The organism is Pseudomonas japonica, assembly GCF_013522925.1.
In the GTDB taxonomy this organism is placed as follows: domain Bacteria; phylum Pseudomonadota; class Gammaproteobacteria; order Pseudomonadales; family Pseudomonadaceae; genus Aquipseudomonas; species Aquipseudomonas japonica_A.
This window is the reverse complement of the sequence record NZ_JAAMQU010000028.1, coordinates 1-19,927: the sequence shown is the minus strand read 5'-3', so window position 1 is coordinate 19,927 and position 19,927 is coordinate 1. Positions and strand designations below refer to the sequence as shown.

Annotated in this window: 13 protein-coding genes, 1 rRNA gene and 1 pseudogene; 4 read left to right on the top strand and 11 right to left on the bottom strand. The window is 59.5% G+C overall.

The features are described 5' to 3' along the window. Positions 1–4 precede the first annotated feature (4 nt). Positions 5–120 (top strand): 5S ribosomal RNA (gene rrf, locus G7016_RS24560). 60 nt (positions 121–180) lie between these two features. Here the strand turns inward: rrf and G7016_RS24555 are convergent. The 5 genes and pseudogenes from G7016_RS24555 to G7016_RS24535 all read right to left on the bottom strand — a co-directional run bounded on the left by G7016_RS24555 (position 181) and on the right by G7016_RS24535 (position 7,159). Continuing rightward, positions 181–658 (bottom strand): annotated as a pseudogene (locus G7016_RS24555) (SRPBCC family protein). Between the two features lie 27 nt (positions 659–685). Then, entirely contained in the window at positions 686–4,102 is a 3,417-nt protein-coding gene (locus G7016_RS24550) for an amino acid adenylation domain-containing protein (protein WP_181118374.1), read from the bottom strand. Positions 4,103–4,117: 15 nt separating this feature from the next. Next, a complete protein-coding gene (locus tag G7016_RS24545) occupies positions 4,118–5,047 on the bottom strand; it encodes a diiron oxygenase (RefSeq protein ID WP_181118373.1) in 930 nt (309 codons plus the stop codon). After that, on the bottom strand, positions 5,044–5,820 hold the full coding sequence (locus tag G7016_RS24540; RefSeq protein ID WP_181118372.1) for a DUF3050 domain-containing protein: 777 nt from the start codon (positions 5,818–5,820) through the stop codon (positions 5,044–5,046). Before G7016_RS24540 ends, G7016_RS24545 begins: the two co-directional genes overlap by 4 nt. Before the next feature lie 646 nt (positions 5,821–6,466). Beyond that, positions 6,467–7,159: a GntR family transcriptional regulator gene (locus tag G7016_RS24535; RefSeq protein ID WP_308812215.1), complete on the bottom strand. Its 693-nt coding sequence runs from the start codon at positions 7,157–7,159 to the stop codon at positions 6,467–6,469. Positions 7,160–7,469: 310 nt separating this feature from the next. Here G7016_RS24535 and lapG point away from each other — a divergent pair, with 310 nt between their 5' ends. After that, a complete protein-coding gene (gene lapG, locus G7016_RS24530) occupies positions 7,470–8,159 on the top strand; it encodes a cysteine protease LapG (RefSeq protein WP_375139719.1) in 690 nt (229 codons plus the stop codon). 12 nt (positions 8,160–8,171) lie between these two features. Further along, the gene (gene lapD, locus G7016_RS24525; protein WP_181118369.1) at positions 8,172–10,115 is read left to right on the top strand and encodes a cyclic di-GMP receptor LapD; all 1,944 of its coding nucleotides are present in this window, start codon (positions 8,172–8,174) and stop codon (positions 10,113–10,115) included. 5 nt (positions 10,116–10,120) lie between these two features. Here the strand turns inward: lapD and G7016_RS24520 are convergent, their stop codons facing one another. The 6 genes from G7016_RS24520 to G7016_RS24495 form a co-directional block, all read right to left on the bottom strand. Beyond that, complete coding sequence (locus tag G7016_RS24520) at positions 10,121–10,969, bottom strand: ABC transporter permease (RefSeq protein ID WP_181118368.1); 849 nt, start codon at positions 10,967–10,969, stop codon at positions 10,121–10,123. A 10-nt stretch (positions 10,970–10,979) separates the two neighbouring features. Beyond that, a complete protein-coding gene (locus G7016_RS24515; RefSeq protein WP_181118367.1) occupies positions 10,980–11,840 on the bottom strand; it encodes an ABC transporter ATP-binding protein in 861 nt (286 codons plus the stop codon). A 111-nt stretch (positions 11,841–11,951) separates the two neighbouring features. Next, entirely contained in the window at positions 11,952–12,842 is an 891-nt protein-coding gene (locus G7016_RS24510) for a TauD/TfdA dioxygenase family protein (protein WP_181118366.1), read from the bottom strand. A 238-nt stretch (positions 12,843–13,080) separates the two neighbouring features. After that, positions 13,081–14,445 carry an HlyD family type I secretion periplasmic adaptor subunit gene (locus tag G7016_RS24505; RefSeq protein WP_181118365.1) on the bottom strand — a complete coding sequence of 455 codons (1,365 nt, stop codon included), beginning with the start codon at positions 14,443–14,445 and terminating at the stop codon, positions 13,081–13,083. Next, on the bottom strand, positions 14,435–16,588 hold the full coding sequence (locus G7016_RS24500) for a type I secretion system permease/ATPase (RefSeq protein WP_181118364.1): 2,154 nt from the start codon (positions 16,586–16,588) through the stop codon (positions 14,435–14,437). Before G7016_RS24500 ends, G7016_RS24505 begins: the two co-directional genes overlap by 11 nt. A gap of 50 nt (positions 16,589–16,638) precedes the next feature. After that, entirely contained in the window at positions 16,639–17,991 is a 1,353-nt protein-coding gene (locus G7016_RS24495) for a TolC family outer membrane protein (RefSeq protein ID WP_181118363.1), read from the bottom strand. Between the two features lie 353 nt (positions 17,992–18,344). Between G7016_RS24495 and G7016_RS24490 the strand changes: the two genes are divergently transcribed. Continuing rightward, a partial coding sequence (locus tag G7016_RS24490; protein WP_181118362.1) for a retention module-containing protein occupies positions 18,345–19,927 on the top strand: 1,583 nt, incomplete at its 3' end.

Here is a 19,927-nt window from a genome sequence, read left to right as displayed (position 1 = left end):
ATTTCTTGACGACCATAGAGCATTGGAACCACCTGATCCCATCCCGAACTCAGCAGTGAAACGATGCATCGCCGATGGTAGTGTGGGGTTTCCCCATGTGAGAGTAGGTCATCGTCAAGATTCAAACACCAAAAGCCCTGGCCGCTCGCGCGACCAGGGCTTTTGTCTTTCTGGGGTACCTTACGCTGCGCTCAATACCCGGGCCGCTTCAGCCATTGCGCCATCCGCGAAGGCTTGCAAGAAGCCCTTGAACGCCTCTGCGCCCTGTAAGTCCCCCCGTCTGCAGAGGTTCGGCCTGGATCGTCCATACTGCCCTCGAACGGGCCTCGTCTAAAGCCTTCACCTGCATAGCGGCCCAGAGGTTACCTACGGGAAGCGAGGTATGGATAAGGGTCCAGGTCATGCTCATCCCCACGTCATCGTAGGTGTTCAATTGTTCAATGGCGAAATTGCCGTCCTTGAAGGTCTTGTTTCGGACCTGGCCATCCCCAGTGCCTGTGACCTGTATGCATTCCAGCGCGGGTATGAAACGTTCAAACCCGCCAAAGTTACCAATCAGTGCCCACGTATCTGCAGCAGGTGCAGATACGTCCACCGCGGACTGAATGCGTACGCCGGCAGGGTTGTGGATGCGAGTGTCTGGCTGTAAGTGATTCATGGTTGCTGCTCCTGTTTAGCGGTTTGGTTAAATGAAGTCGATGGACCGAAGGTAAGTAGTGCCGGCTGCCAGCAGCTGTGCGTTCTTCACGGGGTACCGGTCGCCCATTCGGGCTACTGCTGCAGCGGCGCTGGCATGATGGATGCGGGAAATGTCTCCGATGTCCTCCTCGAAGCCATTTAGGTAGAACCCGAGAACGCCAAACAGCGCGTTGTCTTTGTCCACTTCCTGCAGCCTCGCTTGCCAAGTGGCTATTGGAACCAGATCGAAGTGGTGCCCGAGTGCGGCAAAAGAAGCGACGTAGTCTGTCCAGCTCAAAGGCTGGGGGTTGTGCAGATTGAAGACAGCCGCACCTGGTTCGTAGCGGCTACTTTGAAAGGCGATTAGCTTTGCAAGAAAGTCCACCGGCATAAGATCGAAACTCATGTCCAACGCTGGAACCGCAGCGAGCTGTAGCGAGCCCTTGAGCATCAGCATCAGGCGGTTCTTATGGGGTTGGCACACACCCGTCGAGCTGTTGAAGCTGATATTGCCCGGGCGGAATATGTTCACGAAGCATCCCAGGGCGCTCGCCCGGCCTAATAGCCGTTCACCGACCCACTTGCTCAGGTTGTAGCCGTTGCGGATATAAATGGGCGGAGTTTCATTAGCGCCGGTTTCCAGCACATCGCCATTGTTATCCACAGCGCTGCAGGCGGAGAGTGTGGATATAAAGTTAAGGACCTTCTTGCGGCGACCCTCGCAGAACTTCAACAACTCGAACAACGGCTCAACGTTGTCGGGTATCAAGGACGCATAATCCAATACGTGATTCACGTTGGCGGCGTTGTGGATAAGTGAGCCGTAATGGTCGTCCAGATACCTATGCTCAGCTGCGCTTAATCCGAACAGGGGCTGGGTCAGATCGGCCGCATATACTCTTACGCGAGACTGATCCACTTCCAGCCTGTTATCCACAAGCGCCTCAGCGAAGCGGTGCCGAGCGCTTTCAGTGCTTGGCGCACGTACAAGGCAGGCCACTTCGCTGGCACCCCAATCAAGCAAAGCCGCTACGATGTGCACACCGACAAAACTGTTTGCACCGGTAACAATGACCTTATGCACATCCCCAATCTGGGAAAGAGGGAGTGGGTAAATGTCGATCGGGCGCTCGGCGTCCCGTAGTGCTTGTGGAGCAACGAGGCCTGCGGTACTTCCCTGTTCAGCCTGCAGAAGCTGCTCAAGGCGCTCGATGGTAGGCAGTTCTATAAAGCGGTTGATGGAGACGCTACGGTCAAACCGTTCTCTTAGCCCTAGCAACATTTTTGAAAGCAGAATGGAATGACCGCCGAGGTTGAAGAAACTTTCGCTTGTGGATATCTCCTCGGGTGCCAGTTCCAGCAGGTCTGCCCACAGGCCCTGAAGCACCGTCTGGCAATCGGTAAGCGGCACGGTTGCTTCAGCAACGCCAGTGGGAACCGAAAGGGCGCAGAGTGCCTGCCGGTCTACTTTTCCATTAGCGGCGGCAGGGAGTGTGGATAACTCAATGTAGTGTGACGGATGCATGTAGGTTGGCAGGTGAGCGGCCACGTAGTCCCGCATAGCGGCATCCCCCGAGAGATCAGGCGAAAGCGGGCGAGCTACGAATGCAAGGATCCGTCGACGGTCATCGATGACTACCGCGACTTGCTCGAAAAGCCGTGCTGCTCGCAGGCAATATTCGATTTCCTCTGGCTCGACCCGGAACCCCCGGATCTTTACCTGATTGTCCTTTCGGCCTACCAACTCGAGCCCGTCCGGGCCCCAACGTCCAAGATCGCCGGTTCGATAAGCGCGTACGCAATCGCCATCAGGCAGCTGAACCCGCATATAACGTTCAGCGGTTTGAGTGGGGTTGTCGATGTAGCCAAGGCCCACCCCAGGGCCAATGATGTGCAGTTCGCCAACTTCGTTGTTCCGTACCGGCTTCCCGTCCTCCCCCAACAGCCATACCTGGCTGTTAGCAATAGGCCCGCCCAGCAAGCGATTTGAGCAGCCTGGGAGGAACTGGCTGGCCGTGACCAGTACCGTCGCCTCGGTTGGTCCGTAAAGGTTGAGGAAGCGGCACCGCTCGGCGAGGCTATCAATCACCCAGGGTTCACACACATCACCGCCTGTAGCGATGCATTGCATCTGCGCTACTTCATCCAGAGGAAGGATGCTCAGCATTGCCGGCGGAATAAAACCATGTGTGACCGCTTCCCGGGTAATCATGGCGGTCAACAGCGCCGGGTCACGGCGTTCGTCATCGCTTGCGACGATCAGCGTTGCGCCGCTCAGCCAGGTGGGGAAGATATCGATGGTCGCGGAATCGAAGCTGAGGGTGGAGAACTGAAGCACCCGGGACGCTTCGTCGAGCTGGACGTAGCTCGAATACCACGCCGTAAAATGGCTCAGGTTCCGCTGGCTGAGTAATACCCCCTTCGGCTGGCCCGTGGTACCGGATGTATAAAGCGCCATACAGGGAGCGTCGGCGTTTGAAGGTGGAGTAGCGGGCAGGTGAGGCACTTTTGGAAGCCGACGCGGGTCTTGGCGCTGCCAACTCCCCTGTAGCGCGGGTTCATCATCGGGCTGAAGAAGCACCTGTGCGCCGCTGTTTTCCAGGATGTACCGGCGGCGCTCTACCGGGTGGGCAGGCTCGAGCGGTAGATAAACCCCGCCGGCGAGAACAATACCTAACACGCAAGCGAACAATTCCGGGCTTTTAGCCATGCATACGCCAACCACCGGGGGCTGCGCCAGGGCGCCCAGGCTCGAGACGTAGTGACGAACCGGCTCGGCGGCAGCACGTAGCTCGGCGTAGGTCCAGGCCTGGCCGTTGCAGCGCAACGCCGTCAGCGAGCTATAACAGGTGACGGCGTTATCCAGCCGCTGAGCCAAGGCCTGCTCTGCCACGGTCAGGAGTTCCGGCGTTGAAGTAGCGTTGCCTCGGTGACGGTAGGCAATGGCATCGAAGGCGCGTAGATCCATCGAAGCGCGCGACGATGTGTGGGGTATTCCTCGCGACTCAAAGGCCGCCCCGTCGCGGGCATACTCTCCCACCACCTCGGCCAACTCCGTTACCCAGCACGCCAGTGCTTGTTCATGCAGCGTCCGCCCGTTGCCGCCGTGCTCAACGCTTGCCTGGCAATACGCAACCATTTGCTCGCCATGCGAAGCGGCAAGTGCGACCTGTGGCAACCCGTTGGCATCGTCGCTCGCGATGCACACTTTTAGTGAAATCTGTACCGCTTGCCCCAAGTCGCGTCTGTGCGCTTCGGCGAAAGGCACGCTGCCGTCGTCGATCACCAGATCCAGAGGGAGTGAAGGCAAGGTGTGTACTGGAACAGCCTGTGTCAGGCATTGATGACCGTAGCCGGTCAGCTCGTCATTCAAAGCCTGTAGTAACTCGCTCCGGCCCAGCAGCCAGATGGTTAACTGTTTCATGGGTATCTCCAGCTATCAGGGCAGATAGGGTGCGAGAGCAGCCTGTACGCAGGCGGTCTCGAGCAAGCCGGCGCGCTTGAAAAACCTGACGATGTTCTGCACCAGCGGGTGTTGTGGCCCGATAGGGAAAGCCAGGCTGAGCACCTCCTGCCGAAGCGCAGCTGCGACCTGCGCCGGTACAGGCAACGCACCGATAAGGCGAAGGTCGAACGCCTTCTGGATGTCATTGGTGAGGTAGTGCTCGATGAAGGTCGGAAGGCAGTGGGCAATGGCTTCCCGGTCGTCGTCGCCAGCGCTGCTCCAATACAGGCGGGTTAGGTCAGTCCAGAAGTTGGAATGGCGCCCCTCATCCGCCAAATGATCGGCCATCAAACCCTTGATCGACGGCTTGACGGTGTCGTCCTTGGCGAACGCTGCCACGTCGTTGGTGACCGTGTTCTCGGCTATCGCAACGCAGATAAGCTCCATGGCCGGTTGTAACCGCTGCGGTGCCTTGGACATGGCGGCGGGAATGGCGCGGCTGAGCTCTATCTCATCAGGCATCTCGATCGGCGCAATACCGGTACTTGCGATGGTCTGCTGTAGAAAGTCCATCGCCACCAGGGCGTGGTAGTCCTCGTCAACCACGACGGTCATCGCGTCATAACGGCAGGGCAGTGGGAAGGTGAGGCCAAACCGCCCCTTCGCAATACTGCGAGCGGTCTTGTCGACGATCTCGGTTTCGAAGATCACGATATCGTTGATGAACTTGTATAGCGTTTGTACCAGCACGAAATCACGCTGCTCGGGGCAGGCCTCTTGCAATATCGCGCTGATTGCCATGGGCTGCCGGCTCAAGGGGTAGATCAGCCGGTCATCCGCTTCAAGCGTGCGCCGGGGGCGCGTTCGGATAGTGGCCCGCCGCTCCCATTGGTCGGCAAAGGACACGTAGCTGAGAGCGGTCATGCCGATGCCCCCTCACGCGCCTGCTTCAAGTAATCACGAAGGCGGTCCCAGAAGGCGAGACGACTTTCCACGGCAGCAATGGCCGCCTGCAATACCTCTCTTCTCAGAACAAGGTCGTTGCCTGTCAAACGCTGCAATAGCTGCTCGGCAGCCGGCCCGTGGTCGTCGCTGTCAACTTCGATATGCCGCTGCAGGTAATACCGGAAAGTGGGAGCCTGTTCGTTGGAGACACCCAGGTCGTCCAGCAACTGCTGGAACATCGCAGGGATCACACTTTCACGCCCGTGCAGGAACGCCGCGGCTACCTGATGCGCAGGCGCCTGGCAGGCGATCTCCAAGGTATGGCCCACAAAGTGAAGCGCAGCTTCATTGGCGCCCACCTCTCGCAACGCCGTCTGATAACTCATGCCGTCTCGCTGTAATGCCACGAACCGTTCAATCGGGGCGGTATCGGCACCTACTTCGCGCATGGCATCCAGATAGAGTTCGAAATGGCTGTAGTGCCCGCCACTCAAACGCTGATCTGATTCTTCGCCAAGAACAATATCGTTGATAAGCCGCGCGGAGTCCGGATCTTTCGGAGGAAGCCAAGGCAGGGATACCGAGGTGAGTTCAATCTGCAACCGCTTTGTCAGGGACATGAAGTCCCATACGGCGTATACATGCGTTTGCATGAAGTGGCGAAGATCTTCAAGCGTAGTTATCTCCGAGAATATCGCGTGACGAGCAAGTTGCTCCTTTCGGCTCAAAAGCAGATTTTCCAGAAAGTGCATGATTTAATCCTTGGTCGGTTTTAGATAGCCAACATCTAACTTCCGGGCAAAGCAACGCCAAGGCCTCTGGCACGGGGCTGTGCGGCAAGGCATTTGATATCACAAGGCGAAGCGGAGCCCCGTTCGGCAATGGTGGCTGCCGAACGTTTATTACGGTCGCTGAATCAATCCGTGTTGGCGTAATTACCGTAGTCCAGGGAAAAACCACTTGGCAAGTTATTTGTGATAATAATTGAAGAGCGCTTTTTTTCAGGCGCGAGCGGGCCTTTTAAAACTTTTCCATTAAGTTTTAAAAGGCGTAGAGCTACCCTTTCGATCAAATAAGATCAAAATAAAGTAGTGCGCTTTAATGGCGCGGTACGCGTGTGATGAGGTATTCAAGAATGATTTCTTTGTAGGCGGCCTTACATCCCGGCCATTAGCGATCCTCCAGTCCTTGTTGCCGGTACCTTCAGAAAAGGCCCGTGCTGATCCAACGCCAAGAGTGTGCGCTTTGCGAGGCTAATGCCATGGTTGGTCACGCGTCGGGCTCGCTGAAACGCCAAAAAGCGCCAGCCAGGATGTGCTCTTGGCGCTGGTAGCCAAGAGGGGAGCAGAGGAAGGGTTGATGCGAGAGGGGGGGCGCGCCGGTTAGCCGGCGCGACGGTTACTTCTGTGGATTGCTTTGGAGGTAGCGGGTAATGGCTTCTATGCCGCGTTGCAAATGAGCAGTCAGCAGTTTGACGGCCAGGGTTACATTGCCTTCGCGGGCAGCGGCGATCAGCTCGCGGTGATCATCCTGGGACACTTTACCCAAGCCCATCGCCTTCAGGTTGAAACGCAAGAAGCGTTCTTCTTCATCCAGGCCTGTTTCCACCAGCTTCATCAGGCGACGGTTGCGGACCTTGGCGTAGAGTGCCAGGTGAAACTGCTTGTTCAATTCACCCATCACCGAATAATCGGTTTCAGCTTCCATCTGATCAACCAGGCGATCAGCCTCGCTCAAATCCGTTTCGGTAAGCTCCGGAACAGACAGTCGCAGTGCCTCGGATTCGAGCAATATCCGCAACTCATAGGTTTCCGTTGCGTCCCAGGAAATTACGGGGGCAACTACGGCGCCCTTGTGCTGTTCAACCGCCAAAAGCCCTTGGGCCTCGAGTTGGCGGAGGGCTTCGCGCACGGGCATGCGGCTCACGCCAAACAGCGTGGCGAGCTCTTGCTGACGAACCGCGGTGCCCGTTGGCAGGCTGCCGTCCAGGATGGCGGTGCGCAACCGCTCTTCGATAATCGACCGGGCAAGATGCGGAGCCAACTGCTCGGCCGATAGCACGACGCTCAATGGGCTGGGTTTTCTAGGCACTTTGGCTACCTTGATAAATGTGAAACCACTAAAGGCTATCGACCGAAGTCTCAGCGGATTTAGCTCCCTGCCAAAAGACATCCCGCATTATTTGTGGCGAGCTTGCGCCCTGCCGTTGCGATGAACCGGAGCTTACGTCCTTTGCAGGAGCTTTTCAGCACTTATCCATTGCCATTCAGGGTGTTATGCCGCTAATTGACAGCGGCCTTGTAAGGGTCGTTCAAGTGATCGCAAGTTGCCATTGTTTTTTGCGGTTTCTACCCGCACCATTCCATGCTTTCCAGTGTTCATCAGGCTGGCTGTGGTGGTGATGGCTCGTTCCGCAACTTTGCTGCTGCTTCGCCGCCTTGGCCTGGCGCTGGCGCTGAGCTTCGGCTTGCTCGGCCTGCTGCAGGCGGACTGGGATTTCTCGCTGATCAGCCGACGGGCCCAGGCACTGTATGGGCCACTGGGTGCAGGGCAGCAGCGTATCGACGCCTGGCAGCGGCTGCTGGCCACCCAGCGCCAGGTTTCGGAGGCCGAGCAACTGAAGGTGGTGAATCTCTTTTTCAATCACCAGATGCAGTACCAGGAAGATATCGATCTCTGGCGGGAGGTGGACTATTGGGCCACGCCGATCCAGTCGCTCTGGAAGGGGGCCGGAGATTGTGAAGACTACGCCATCGCCAAATATTTCAGCCTGCGTCGCCTTGGGGTCTCGGGCGACAAGCTACGCATCACGTACGTCAAGGCGCTGCGCCAGAACCGGGCTCATATGGTGCTCACTTATTACGAAAGCGCGGACGCGATGCCGCTGGTACTCGACAGCCTGATGGATGAAATACTTCCCGCCAGCCAGCGGGCCGACCTGTTGCCGGTCTATGCCTTCAACGCAGAAGGGCTGTGGCTGACAGGCGCTGGCGGCAACAAGCGGGTCAGTGATACCAAGCGGCTGTCTCGCTGGCAGGACCTGTTGAAGAAAATGGCGGCGGAAGGTTTTCCCGCTGACCCCACCGAATAATCAGGAGCCCTGATGTCTCTGTTCAAGCAATTACTCATAGCCATCTGCCTGTTCCTGATCGTAGCGTTCGGCGGGAGTTTTACTGTCAGCCTGGAGAGTTCTCGCGCCCAATACGTGAACCAGTTGCGCTCGCATGCGCAGGATGCTGCCACCGCGCTGGCGCTCTCGCTTACGCCAAACATCGATGACCCGGCGATGGTGGAACTCATGGTTAGCTCCATCTTCGACAGTGGCTACTACTCGAGCATCCGGGTAGTAGACCTGACCGACAATAAAACCATGGTGGAACGCAGCGCCGAACCGGACAGCACCGGTGTGCCTCAATGGTTCATTCGGTTGATAGGCCTGGAGCCGGCGGGCGGGGACGCTATCGTCAGCCGTGGGTGGCAGCAGGCGGCAAGGGTGGAGGTGGTCAGCCACCCGATGTTCGCCCTGGCCAAGTTGTGGGAAAGCGCCCTGGGTAGCCTGGGCTGGCTGTTGCTGTGTGGCGCGGTGAGCGGCTTATTAGGCGCGCTGTTGCTCAAGCGGCAGTTGCGACCGCTCGATTACATGGTTGAGCAATCCCATGCCATCGCGCGTCGGGAATTTCTAGTGCTGCCAGAGCTGCCGCGCACGCCTGAATTGCGTCGGGTAGTTCAAGCGATGAACCAGATGGTCGAAAAGCTCAAGGCGCTGTTCACCGAGCAGGCGGAGCGCAGTGAGCGGCTGCGCGTGGAGTCCTATCAGGACACCCTGACGGGCCTGGCCAACCGCCGCTATTTCGATATGCAGCTGCAGGCCCGGGTCAGCCATGCGGAAGAGAACGGCGCCGGCTACCTGCTACTGCTGCGGGTGAATGACCTCGCTGGGCTCAACTTGCGTAAAGGCGCCGCTGCGGCAGATGCCCTGCTCAAGGAAGTAGCGGCAATGTTGGTGCGCCACTGTGCCCGTCACCCTGAAACCAGCAACCTGATCTGCCGCAGCCGCGGTGGAGAGTTCTCGGTGCTAGCCCCGGGGCTCACGCTCGAAGAAGCGCGCCAACTGGCCCAGGCGTTGGATACCGCCTTGCATAGCTTGTATGAAACAGCGGCGTCGGACGTTTACCCAGTAGCCTGGATGGGCCTGGCGCCCTATACCGCTGGCGAGGCGCCACACGACCTGCTCAAGCTTGCCGACCAGGCGCTGGCGCAGGCGGAAGGGGCGGGCGAGGAGCATTGGGTGTGCCTGGACCAGCAGGCGATGCAATCGGGTGGTGATGACCATCATGCCTGGCACCGGTTGCTGGACGATGCGCTTCAATCGTCACGCTTGCAGTTGTTCTTCCAGCCGGTGGTCAATGCCGCCGACAACACGCCGATGCATCACAAGGTGCTGTCGCGAGTGCTTGATGCTCAGGGGCAGGCGGTGGCGGCGGGGCGGTTCCTTCCGTGGATCGAACGCTTTGGCTGGTCCAGTCGGCTCGACCTGACCATGCTCAGACTGGTGATTACCCACCTTCAGGCCCGCCCTGGCGTACTCGCCCTGAACCTGTCGGCCGCAACGCTGGATGACCCGCAAGCGTTGAACCGTATCTTCGATGTACTCAACCAATACGCCAGCCTGGGCCCACGGTTGATTTTCGAGATCGGTGAAGAGCAGTTGCCAGAGCAGCAGGTGCTCGAGCAGGTAACACGCCGCTTGCATGCGCTCGGGTTTGGTTTGGCCCTGCAACATTTCGGCGGCCGCTTCAGCATGATCGGCAACCTGGCGCATCTGGGGCTGGCGTATTTGAAAGTGGATGGCAGCTATATCCGTGCAATCGACCAGGAAAACCACAAGCGGCTGTTTATCGAAGCCATCCAGCGGGCGGCTCACAGCATCGACCTGCCGCTCATTGCCGAGCGGGTGGAGACCGAAGGCGAGCTTGCAGTGATCCGGGAGATGGGTATCGAAGGCGTGCAGGGCCGGTTGATTGGCGAACCGGGCCCCTGGCAATAAGCGCGTCAGCGCGCCATGCCCCAGCGTTTGATCGTGAGCCGTTCCAGGGTATTGAACACTAGGTTCTCGACCACCAGGCCGATCACGATCACCACCGCAAGGCCGGCGAAAACCTTGTCGGTGAACAGCTCGTTGCGGTTCTGGTAGATGTACCAACCCAGGCCGCCCTTGCCGTTGGTTGCGCCGAATACCAGCTCTGCGGCGATCAAGGTACGCCAGGCGAAAGCCCAGCCGATCTTCAAGCCCGAGAGGATCGACGGCAGTGCTGCAGGAATCAGAATCAGCGCCACCAGACGCAGCCCGCGCAGGCCGTAATTACGGCCCGCCATGCGCAGGGTTTCCGACACGCCCATGAAGCCTGAATAGGTGTTAAGCGCGAGGGGCCAGAGCACCGAATGCACCAACACAAAGACCAGGCTCTTTTCGCCCAGCCCAAACCACAGCAATGCCAAAGGCAGCAAAGCGATCGGTGGCAGTGGATTGAGCATTGAGGTGAGGGTGCTCAGCAGGTCGCGGCCCAGCTGAGTCGTTACCGCCAGGGTAGTGAGCACGAATGCGAGTGCGATCCCCAGCGCATAGCCTTTGAGCAACACACCCAGCGAAACCATTACCTTGGCCGGCAGTTCACCGCTCGCCGTGTCTTCAACCAAGGCCCGTGCAGTTTGGGTGACGCTGGGCAGCAGCAGGTCGTTGTTGGTGTAAAGCGCCGCAGCCTGCCATAGCGCGCCTATCACCAGCAGGATGACTGCTTTGCGAAGCCAACCTTGTTGCCAGAGGCGTCGGGGCAGTGAAAGGTTGCGTTCCAGCGGCACGTCCACCAACGGGGCGAGGGCGATTTCATATTCATCTCTCATGGCGTGCCCCTTAGTAAGCGATACGGATGTCGGTAAAAGCCTGTTCATGCTCGCGCGGGGCCTGCGGCTGCTCGTTGAACAACAGCTCATGTATGCGGCGAGCCGAGGCCTGGAAGCCATCACTGCCCAAGCTATGCAGGCCGTAATGGTGGCTATGAACTTCCGCCCGTACACGCCCCGGGTGGGGCGATAACAGCAGGATGCGGTTGCCCACTACCAGCGCTTCTTCGATCGAATGGGTGACAAACAACAGGGTGAAGCGTACCTCTTCCCACAGCTCCAGCAGTTCCTCCTGCATCTTGCGGCGGGTGAGGGCATCCAGCGCCGCGAATGGCTCGTCCATCAGGAGCATTTTCGGTTGCGTGGCCAAGGCGCGTGCGATGGCGGCACGCGCTTTCATACCGCCCGATAACGTATGCGGATAGGCGTCAGCGAAGGCGGCGAGCCCAACCTTCTCCAGGTAGTGCAGCGCGCGTTCCTCGGCTTCAGCGCGGCTGGCGGCTCGTGAGGCTAGCAGGGGGAACATCACGTTCTGCTTCACGGTTTTCCAGGGCGGTAGCTGGTCGAATTCCTGAAACACCACCAGGCGATCCGGCCCGGGCCCGGTGACGCGCTCCCCGGCCAGGCGGATCGTGCCTTCGGCGGGTGATAGAAAGCCGGCAATGGCCTTGAGCAAGGAGCTTTTGCCGCAGCCCGAGGGGCCGAGCAAGACGAATCGGTCAGTTACGTCGACCTCAAAGCTGACCTGGTGCGTGGCACGTACGATCTGTTTCGGCGTCCGGTATTCCAGGGTCACCTTGTCTACGGCAAGCAGGGGCACCGGCAGCAAGGGGTGCGCGAGGGTCGAATGGTCTGGGGCGGGGAGCGTCATGGGTCAAGCTACCTGATAGCAACACCTGCGGTATCTAAACCGTAGGGCGGAGACCGAGGGGCAGGCCACGCGGGCAGCGCGGCCGAATAGGCGGTTTGCCGAAGGAGGCCCTTAGAAGGGCGCGTCACCTTGGATAGTGGTGCGGTACAACTTGCGCCGCAGGTGGCTCGGGCAACCGGCAGCCAGATGGATCAGCGAGCGGTTGTCCCAGAAGACCATGTCGTGCGGCCGCCATGGGTGGCGATAAATGTTTTCAGGTAGCACGCTGTAGCGATAGAGCTCTTCGAGAATCTGCCGGCTCTCGTCCTCGGGCAAGCCTACGATCCGGGTGGTGAAGCCCTCGCTGACAAACAGTGCCTTGCGCCCGTTTTCCGGATGGGTACGGACGATAGGGTGAATCACCTCCTGCACCTGGGCCAGTTGCTCAGGGCTTAACCGGGGCCGCCAGTCGCCTTCGAATTTTGGCTCGCTGTACCGTGCGGTGTAGGAATGCGCCGCCTGTTTGCCCTCGATCGCGTTGCGCAGTTCGGCCGGCAGGGCATCGAGCGCTTTGTGCATATCAGCGAACAGCGTATCCCCGCCTTCGCTCGGGAGTTCCTGGGCGTGCAGCATGGAGCCTAGGCTTGGGAGCGGTTTATAGGACAGGTCGGAGTGCCAGAACTTGCCAGCATCGCCCAGCCCGATAGGGTTGCCCTGCTCGATGATATTGGAAACGATCAGGATTTCCGGATGGCCCGCCAGCAGGAACTGCTTGAGCACATGGATCTGTAATTCGCCAAACCGGCGGCTGAAGGCGATCTGCTGTTCTGGTGTAATGCGCTGATCACGGAACACCACTACGTGGTAATCCAGATGGGCGCGATGTATGCGGGCGAAGTCGGTATCGCTTAGCGGCCTGGTAAGGTCCAGGCCGATGATTTCGGCGCCAACGGCGCCATCGAATGGAAGGATCTCGAACGCCTGCCCGTTGGAAACGGTGGCAGCGTTAGGGGCCGAAGGCATATTGACTCTCCACGCATGCGCTGATCACGCATGTACAAGAAACTCACGGGGGACGACCGTGTTCGTTCTGTTCGTGCGGCGCGCCGGTGGGCCGGCAGGTACGCGAGAGCCAATATAAAAGAATAAGAATTGGGACTTAAATACTGTTGCGGAATAACGATAGTACCGTTGCAGGCTACAGGGCCAAGTGATGGCCCTGTAGGACTGGGGGAGCGCAAGCGAAGCCCGGGAACCGGTACTACCGCTCGTGCAGCGCCTCTGCCCGCGCGCGCAAGATCGGCTTGAGCAGGTAGCTGAGGATGCTCTTGTGGCCGGTGATGATGTCTACCGAGGCAACCATCCCTGGGATGATGAGCAACGGCTTGTCATCAGGGCCGAGGTGGTTGCGGTCGGTGCGCAGGCGAATCAGGTAGTACGTCTGCTTTTTATCTTCATCGGTGATGGTGTCCGCGCCGATCTGCTGCAGTTGGCCCTTTAGCCCACCATAAATGGTGTAGTCGTAAGCAGTGAACTTGATCATCGCTTCCTGGCCGGGGTGCAGGAACGCGATGTCCTGCGGGCGGATCTTGGCTTCCACGATCAAGGTGTCGTCCAGCGGAACGATCTCCACGATATCGCTGCCCGGCTGGATCACGCCGCCCACCGTGTTTACCAGTACCTGCTTGATGATCCCGCGCACTGGCGAGGACACCATGGTACGGCTTACGCGATCCTCCAGCCCCTTGGCCGTGGCGGTGTACTTGCTCAGGTCCGTGCGGGCTTCGTTCAGTTGGGTCAGGGCGTCGCTGCGGAACTTGCCGCGCGTTTCGTCGATCTTGCGCTGCACTTCCGAAATCGCCGCCTGGGCGCGGGGGATAGCCAACGTGGTAGCGTCAAGCTGCCCGCGGGTTTCCACCTCGGAACGCTTGAGGCGCAGCACTTCCACCGGCGATACGGCGCCTTGCTTCACCAACGGTTCGGACATGCCGATTTCCTGGCGCAGCAGGCTCAGGCTGTTGCGGTACTGCTCCTGCTTGGAACCAAACTCGCGCAGTTCCTGTTGCTTCTGCGTCAGCTGCGCCTGCAAGCCGCCGATCTCGTCGGCCATCTGCTGGCGACGGCTGCGATAAAGCTGCTCTTCATCACCAGCCTGCTTGGGCGCGGCCTTGCGCAGGTCTGCCGGGATATTCAGCGGGCGGTCGTCCACCTCGGCGCTCAAGCGCTCCACACGCAGGGCCATGCCGATACGGTCAGCCTCGGTTTCGCCCACGTTGGAAGCGAAGCGGGTATCGTCCAGGCGAATCAGCGGCGCGCCTGGCTCTACGATCTCGCCTTCCTTCACATAAATCTGCGCGACGATACCGCCTTCAAGGTTCTGCACCTTCTGGATTTTCGAGGACGGAATAGCCTTGCCTTCGCCTTTGGTGACCTCATCGATGATCGCAAAATGCGCCCAACCAATAAGGAACACGAAGAAGAGAATCACACCCCAGATGGTCAGGCGAACGATGCGCGGCGCATCGTCGATCAACGCCTTGTTCACTTCAGGCAGAGGCTGGCCGGACAAGTTGTCCCGGCCTTTGAAGTAGGCGCCGATACCGCCCTTGTCTACGTTAAGCGACATTGACTTGCCCCTTCTTCAGCGCTTCGAGCACGGCGGCTTTCGGGCCGTCCGCCACAATCTGCCCCCGATCGATCACGATCAGGCGCTCCACCAGCGACAGCAACGAAGCGCGGTGGGTGACCAGCACCACGGTCTTGTCGCCAATGAAGGGCTGCAACCGCTGCTTCAAGCGTTCTTCACCGCTGTTGTCCATGGCGCTGGTAGGTTCATCGAGCAGCAATATCTGGGGGTTGAGCAACAGGGCGCGGGCCAGGGCCACGTTCTGCCGCTGGCCACCTGAGAGGTTCTGCCCCCGCTCGCCTACCTCCAGTTCATAGCCTTGCGGGTGCAGCCGGGCGAATTCATGCACACCGGCAAGCTCTGCCGCTTGCAGCACCATTTCGTCTTCCACATAACGCGCGCCAGACACCAGGTTGTCGCGCAAGGTACCTGCCAGCAGCTGGATGTCCTGAGGGACGTAACCGATGTTGTGGCGCAGCTCGCTGACGTCGATCTGGCGGATGTCCACGCCGTCGATGAGCAGGGCGCCTTCATCGGCCTCGTACAGGCCCACGATCAATTTCGCTAGCGAGCTTTTGCCCGAACCGCTGCGGCCGATGATGCCGATCTTCTCGCCCGGGCGGATGCTGAGGTTGATATTGCGCAGGGCAACGTTCTGTTGGTTGGGGTAGGTAAAGCCCAGGTTGCGGAACTCCACCGCGCCCTGAAGAACCGGCCGGCTAAGCGGGCGCTCTTCGAAGTTGCGCTCCTGCGGCAGGTCCATCATCTGGTTGACCGACACCATGGTAACTTTGGTCTGCTGGTAGCGCGTGAGCAGGCCGGACAGTTGCGCCAGTGGGCCAAGGGCGCGGGTGTTGAGCATATAGCAGGCGATCAGGCCACCCATGCTCAGGTTGTTGTCGATGATCTGATACACACCAAAGATGATCATCGCCACGCCGGCGAGCTGTTGAATCATCAAGGTGAGGTTCATCGCCAGGCTGGACAGCACCTTTACGCGCAACTCCAGGCGGCTCAGCGTGCCAATGGTTTGCTCCCACTGATACTGGCGTTCGCTTTCCGCGTTGTTCACCTTGATCCCGTCAAGGCCGGCGAGGGTTTCGATCAGCGCCGACTGGCGCTCCGAGGCCAACGCCATGGTGCGCTCGAGGGTGGCGGTCAACGGCTTTTGCAGTAGATGGCCAAGGGTGAGCGCCAACGGGAACGCCACAACGGGAATCCACACAAGGTGGCCGCCGAGGATTGCGATCACCAGCAGGATCAGCAGGGTGAAGGGCAGGTCGATCAGGCTGGTGAGGGTCAGCGAGGTGAGGAAGTCCCGCATGCCCTGGAATTCATGAATGTTCTGCGCATAACTACCTACCCGCGCCGGGCGCATCTTCATGGCCATGCCCACCACGCGCTCGAACAGCGTGGCGGAGATGATCAGGTCAGTCTTTTTCCCGGCAAGGTCCAGGCACAGCCCGCGTAGCCCCTTAAGCAACAGGTCGAACAGGTAGGCGCCAGTGATACCGGCGGCCAGCACCCACAACGTGGCCGTGGCCTGGTTAGGCACCACGCGGTCGTACACGTTCATCACGAACAGCGGCGCGGCCATGGCGATCAAGTTGATCACCAGGCTGGCGGCGATGGCGTCCATGTACAGCCAGCGGGAACGCTTGAGGGTGTCTTTGAACCACGACTTCGCTCGGGGAATCAGGGAGCCATGGCTTACATCGAATTTGTGCTGGGGCTGTGCGAAGAACACGCGGCCGCTGTAGTCCTCTTCCAGCAACTCGCGGCTCACACTTACTTCGCCACCGTCGCTTTCGCTCAGCAACAGGCGCGCCTGGTCGCCTTCCCAGCCCACCAGCACCGCGCTGCGGTTGTCTTTCAACAACAGCAACACAGGCATGGCGATGGCGGGGATCTGCTCCAGCTTGCGCGTAAGCAACCGGCCCTGTAGCCCGGCGCGTGCAGCCGCGCGGGCTAGCAGGGCAGGGGAAAGGCGTTGGTCGGGCAACGGCAAGCCTGTAGTGAGCATGGCTCGGCTGGCTGGCTTCTGGTGCAGGTAACAGAGCGACAGCAAACCGTCCAGCAACGGGTCGTCGTGCAAGCTGCGTGGATCATGACTGGGTAGGTTTCGACCGGGTTCTGAGTCCACGCTGCGCTCTCTGTTTTTTTCGAAGTTACGAAGGGCTGATCCGTCAAGAATCAGTTCATGCCGGGCAGTTTAACCTCCGGCTTGATGTCCTGCTGCACAACCGATGCCAGCGGGGGCACTACGCCCTGGCTGCGCAACAGCTGGCCCATCACGGCCTTGATCCGGTACTGGCTGAACAGCTTGAGGTTCTGAACCTCAGCCAGGCGGCGGGCAGCCGTGAAGGTTTCGTTCTCGCTGTCGAGCAGGTCGAGCAGGGTACGCTCGCCGAGGCTGAACTGCGACTGGTAGGCCGTACGCACGCGGGTGTTACGTTCAACGTACTGCTGGGCGATCGGCAACTGAGCGGTAGCGTTGTTATAGGCGTTCCACGCCAGGCCAAGCTCTTCGTTCAGCTGGCGCAGTGCGTTGTTGCGGATATCCAGCGCCTGGCCCGACAGGTAGGACTTGGATTCCAGGTCCGCCTTGTTCGCGCCGCCAGCGTACAGGTTGAAGGTCATACGTACCATCGCCGACCAACCGTTGTAATGGCCTTCCTCACCGCTGACGTTGTTATCGGCGCTGCGCGACAGTTCTGCATCGAAGCGTGGATAAAACGACGAGCGGGCGGAGGAGTACTGCTTTTCAGTGGCGGCGATGTCTGCTTCGGCAGATCGCAGAACCGGGCTATCCGCAACCAGCTGCTCACGTGCCTGGTCCAGGCTGCCGGGCATGCCGTCTACCACCGGCGCGGGCGTTTCCAGCTGGTCAGGCATCTGGCCCACCGCGCTGTAGTAGTTGGTGGTGGCATCGGCCAGATTGGTCTGCTCGGTCAGCAGATTGTTGCGTGCTTGAGCGAGACGGGCTTCCGCCTGATCCAGGTCTGCGTTGCGGCCTATGCCCCGGGCAGTGCGCAGTTTGATCTGATCGAAAATTCGCTCGTGGTTCTTCAGATTTTCTTCAGCCAGCCGAACATATTCCCGACGAGTAAGCACATCCAGGTAAACCTGAACCACGGTCAAGGCCGTGCGCTCGGAAGTGCCCAGCAGCGAATATGCCCGAGAATTGGCGGTGGCTTGTTGACGGGCTACTTCGTTCTGCGTCGCAAAACCGTCAAAGATCATTTGTTGCAAACGGACGCTGGATTCGCCTCGCGTGAGCACTTCGAACTTGTCGTCACCCGTTGCGGTGCGGGTGGTTGGGCTGTCTGTACCCTCCCGGCCATATCCCGCCAAAACGTCGACACGTGGCAAATAGCCACCCTTGGCGGCTTTAACGGCATAGTCGGCTGCCGTCCGAGCATTGACGCCAGCTTGTACTTCAGGATGGACCTCAAGGGCATGCTGGATAGCACTCGACAGCGTTTCAGCTTGGGCGAAATTGGCGGCAACGGCGAGGGGAAGCAGAGCGAAGATGTACGAACGCATTGTGAGGATTACCCAAAAAATCCTTTGAAAACAATAACTACGACCGAGAGTCGGAGCACGCGAGATTGGCAACCGAAACGCGCGGATGTCGGCAAGTCCTTAAAGGAAACCGGGGACACACAATGCAGGCGGTTAGCCAGTGGAATATCAATGTGACATTACGCGGCGGATTGTTTAGGATGCCGCACAATAGGTCAATAGTTTGTCGGATAGTTAATCTCCTACAAACTGCGTCATGTAAATGACGCCATTCAATACCATCCCTTTATACATCACGCTCCCCACTGAAATGTCAGGGCTTTTCCCTGCCAGTCGTACGGAAGCGACCAGAACGGTAGTCTCGGAGAAGTCACATGAGCGTCGTCGCCATCGTAAAAAGCATTGTTGGCCAAGTGATCGCGGTTTCGCCTGAGGGGATCCGCCGGGTCCTTGTCGAAGGTGACCGATTGCTCGCTGGTGAGGTGGTTGAAACGGGCGCTTCGGGCGCCGTGACCCTCACGCTCAATGATGGCCGCAACCTGGATATCGGGCGGGACTCCCAGTGGAGCGCCAATACGCCGGACATGACGCGCCCGGCCGAGGACCCTGCACATCAGGCGCCTTCCGTAGCCGAGCTGCAGAAGGCCATCGCCGCCGGCGCTGACCCGACGACAGACCTGGAGGCCACCGCAGCCGGCAACACCGTGGATACCGGCGGTTCGGGCGGCGGTAGCCATAGCTTTGTATTGCTGGAGGAAACCGCGGGCGCGGTAGACCCCACCATTGGCTTCAATACCGCCGGCATTAGCAGCGGCGATTCCATTACCGCCGAGCAAACCAGCCCGACCGATAGCCCGACTATCGTGGCTGCAGACACCGCGACGGTAAACGAGGACAACGTTGCCACCGGCAATGTGCTTACCAACGACAGCGATGCCGATAACACGCTGAGCGTGACCGGCTATACCGTTGCTGGGGTTACCGGTACGTTCACGGCGGGCCAGGCCGCTACTATCGCGGGGGTTGGCACTATTACGATTGCGGCGAATGGTGATTACGTATTCACGCCGGATGCCAACTGGAACGGGACCGTTCCGCAGATCACCTATACCACCGATACCGGCGCTACCGGTTCGCTGGATATTGTGATTAACCCAGTCAACGATGCGCCTGTCATTACTACCAGCGAGGAGGCAAGCGCCGCTGGTGTCAATGAAGATTCCACCGTTTCGGGCCAAGTGACTGCCACTGACGTCGACGCCGGCGCTCAGCTGACCTTTAGCGTTGCTGCCGATCAGGCCGCTGTGCCTGGGTTCACCTTCAATGCCGACGGTACCTGGATGCTCGACGCCAGCAATGCCGCGTACCAGCAGCTGGCATTGGGTGAAACCCAGACCATCTCGGTTCAGTACCTAGTGACCGATGAAGTCGGTGCTACCAGTACTACTGAAACCTTGACCCTGAAAGTCACCGGCACCAACGACTCGCCGGTCGTCACCACCATCGCGGCTGACAGCGTAGCGGCAGTAAACGAAGACTCGATCGTGGGCGGCCAACTGACCTCCACCGACGTTGACAACGGCGCCGCGCTCACCTTCAGCACCATGGCTGGCCAAGCGGCTGTTCCGGGCTTCACTCTGAACACCGATGGCAGCTGGACTCTCGACGCCAGCAACGCCGCCTACCAGCAACTGGCTGAGGGCAAAACCCAAACCATCACCATCAAGTACCAGGTCAGCGACGAACACGGTGCCACCAGCGGTACGGAAACGCTGACCTTGACGGTCACCGGCACCAACGACACCCCGGTGATAACCACCTCGGTGGCCGACAGCAAGGCCACCATCGTCGAGGACAGCCCCCTTGCTTCCGGCACGCTGACCGCGACCGACGCCGACAGCGGTGAAACTGCCACGCTGGTGTTCAGCCAGACTTCGGCCGACAAGGTTCCAGGCTT

Bases quoted from the DNA above. Each gene is read 5' to 3' on its own strand.
- G7016_RS24550 (WP_181118374.1), bottom strand. From the start codon at position 4,102: ATGAAACAGTTAACCATCTGGCTGCTGGGCCGGAGCGAGTTACTACAG.
- G7016_RS24545 (WP_181118373.1), bottom strand. From the start codon at position 5,047: ATGACCGCTCTCAGCTACGTGTCCTTTGCCGACCAATGGGAGCGGCGG.
- G7016_RS24540 (WP_181118372.1), bottom strand. From the start codon at position 5,820: ATGCACTTTCTGGAAAATCTGCTTTTGAGCCGAAAGGAGCAACTTGCT.
- lapG (WP_375139719.1), top strand. From the start codon at position 7,470: ATGGCTCGTTCCGCAACTTTGCTGCTGCTTCGCCGCCTTGGCCTGGCG.
- lapD (WP_181118369.1), top strand. From the start codon at position 8,172: ATGTCTCTGTTCAAGCAATTACTCATAGCCATCTGCCTGTTCCTGATC.
- G7016_RS24520 (WP_181118368.1), bottom strand. From the start codon at position 10,969: ATGAGAGATGAATATGAAATCGCCCTCGCCCCGTTGGTGGACGTGCCG.
- G7016_RS24515 (WP_181118367.1), bottom strand. From the start codon at position 11,840: ATGACGCTCCCCGCCCCAGACCATTCGACCCTCGCGCACCCCTTGCTG.
- G7016_RS24510 (WP_181118366.1), bottom strand. From the start codon at position 12,842: ATGCCTTCGGCCCCTAACGCTGCCACCGTTTCCAACGGGCAGGCGTTC.
- G7016_RS24505 (WP_181118365.1), bottom strand. From the start codon at position 14,445: ATGTCGCTTAACGTAGACAAGGGCGGTATCGGCGCCTACTTCAAAGGC.
- G7016_RS24495 (WP_181118363.1), bottom strand. From the start codon at position 17,991: ATGCGTTCGTACATCTTCGCTCTGCTTCCCCTCGCCGTTGCCGCCAAT.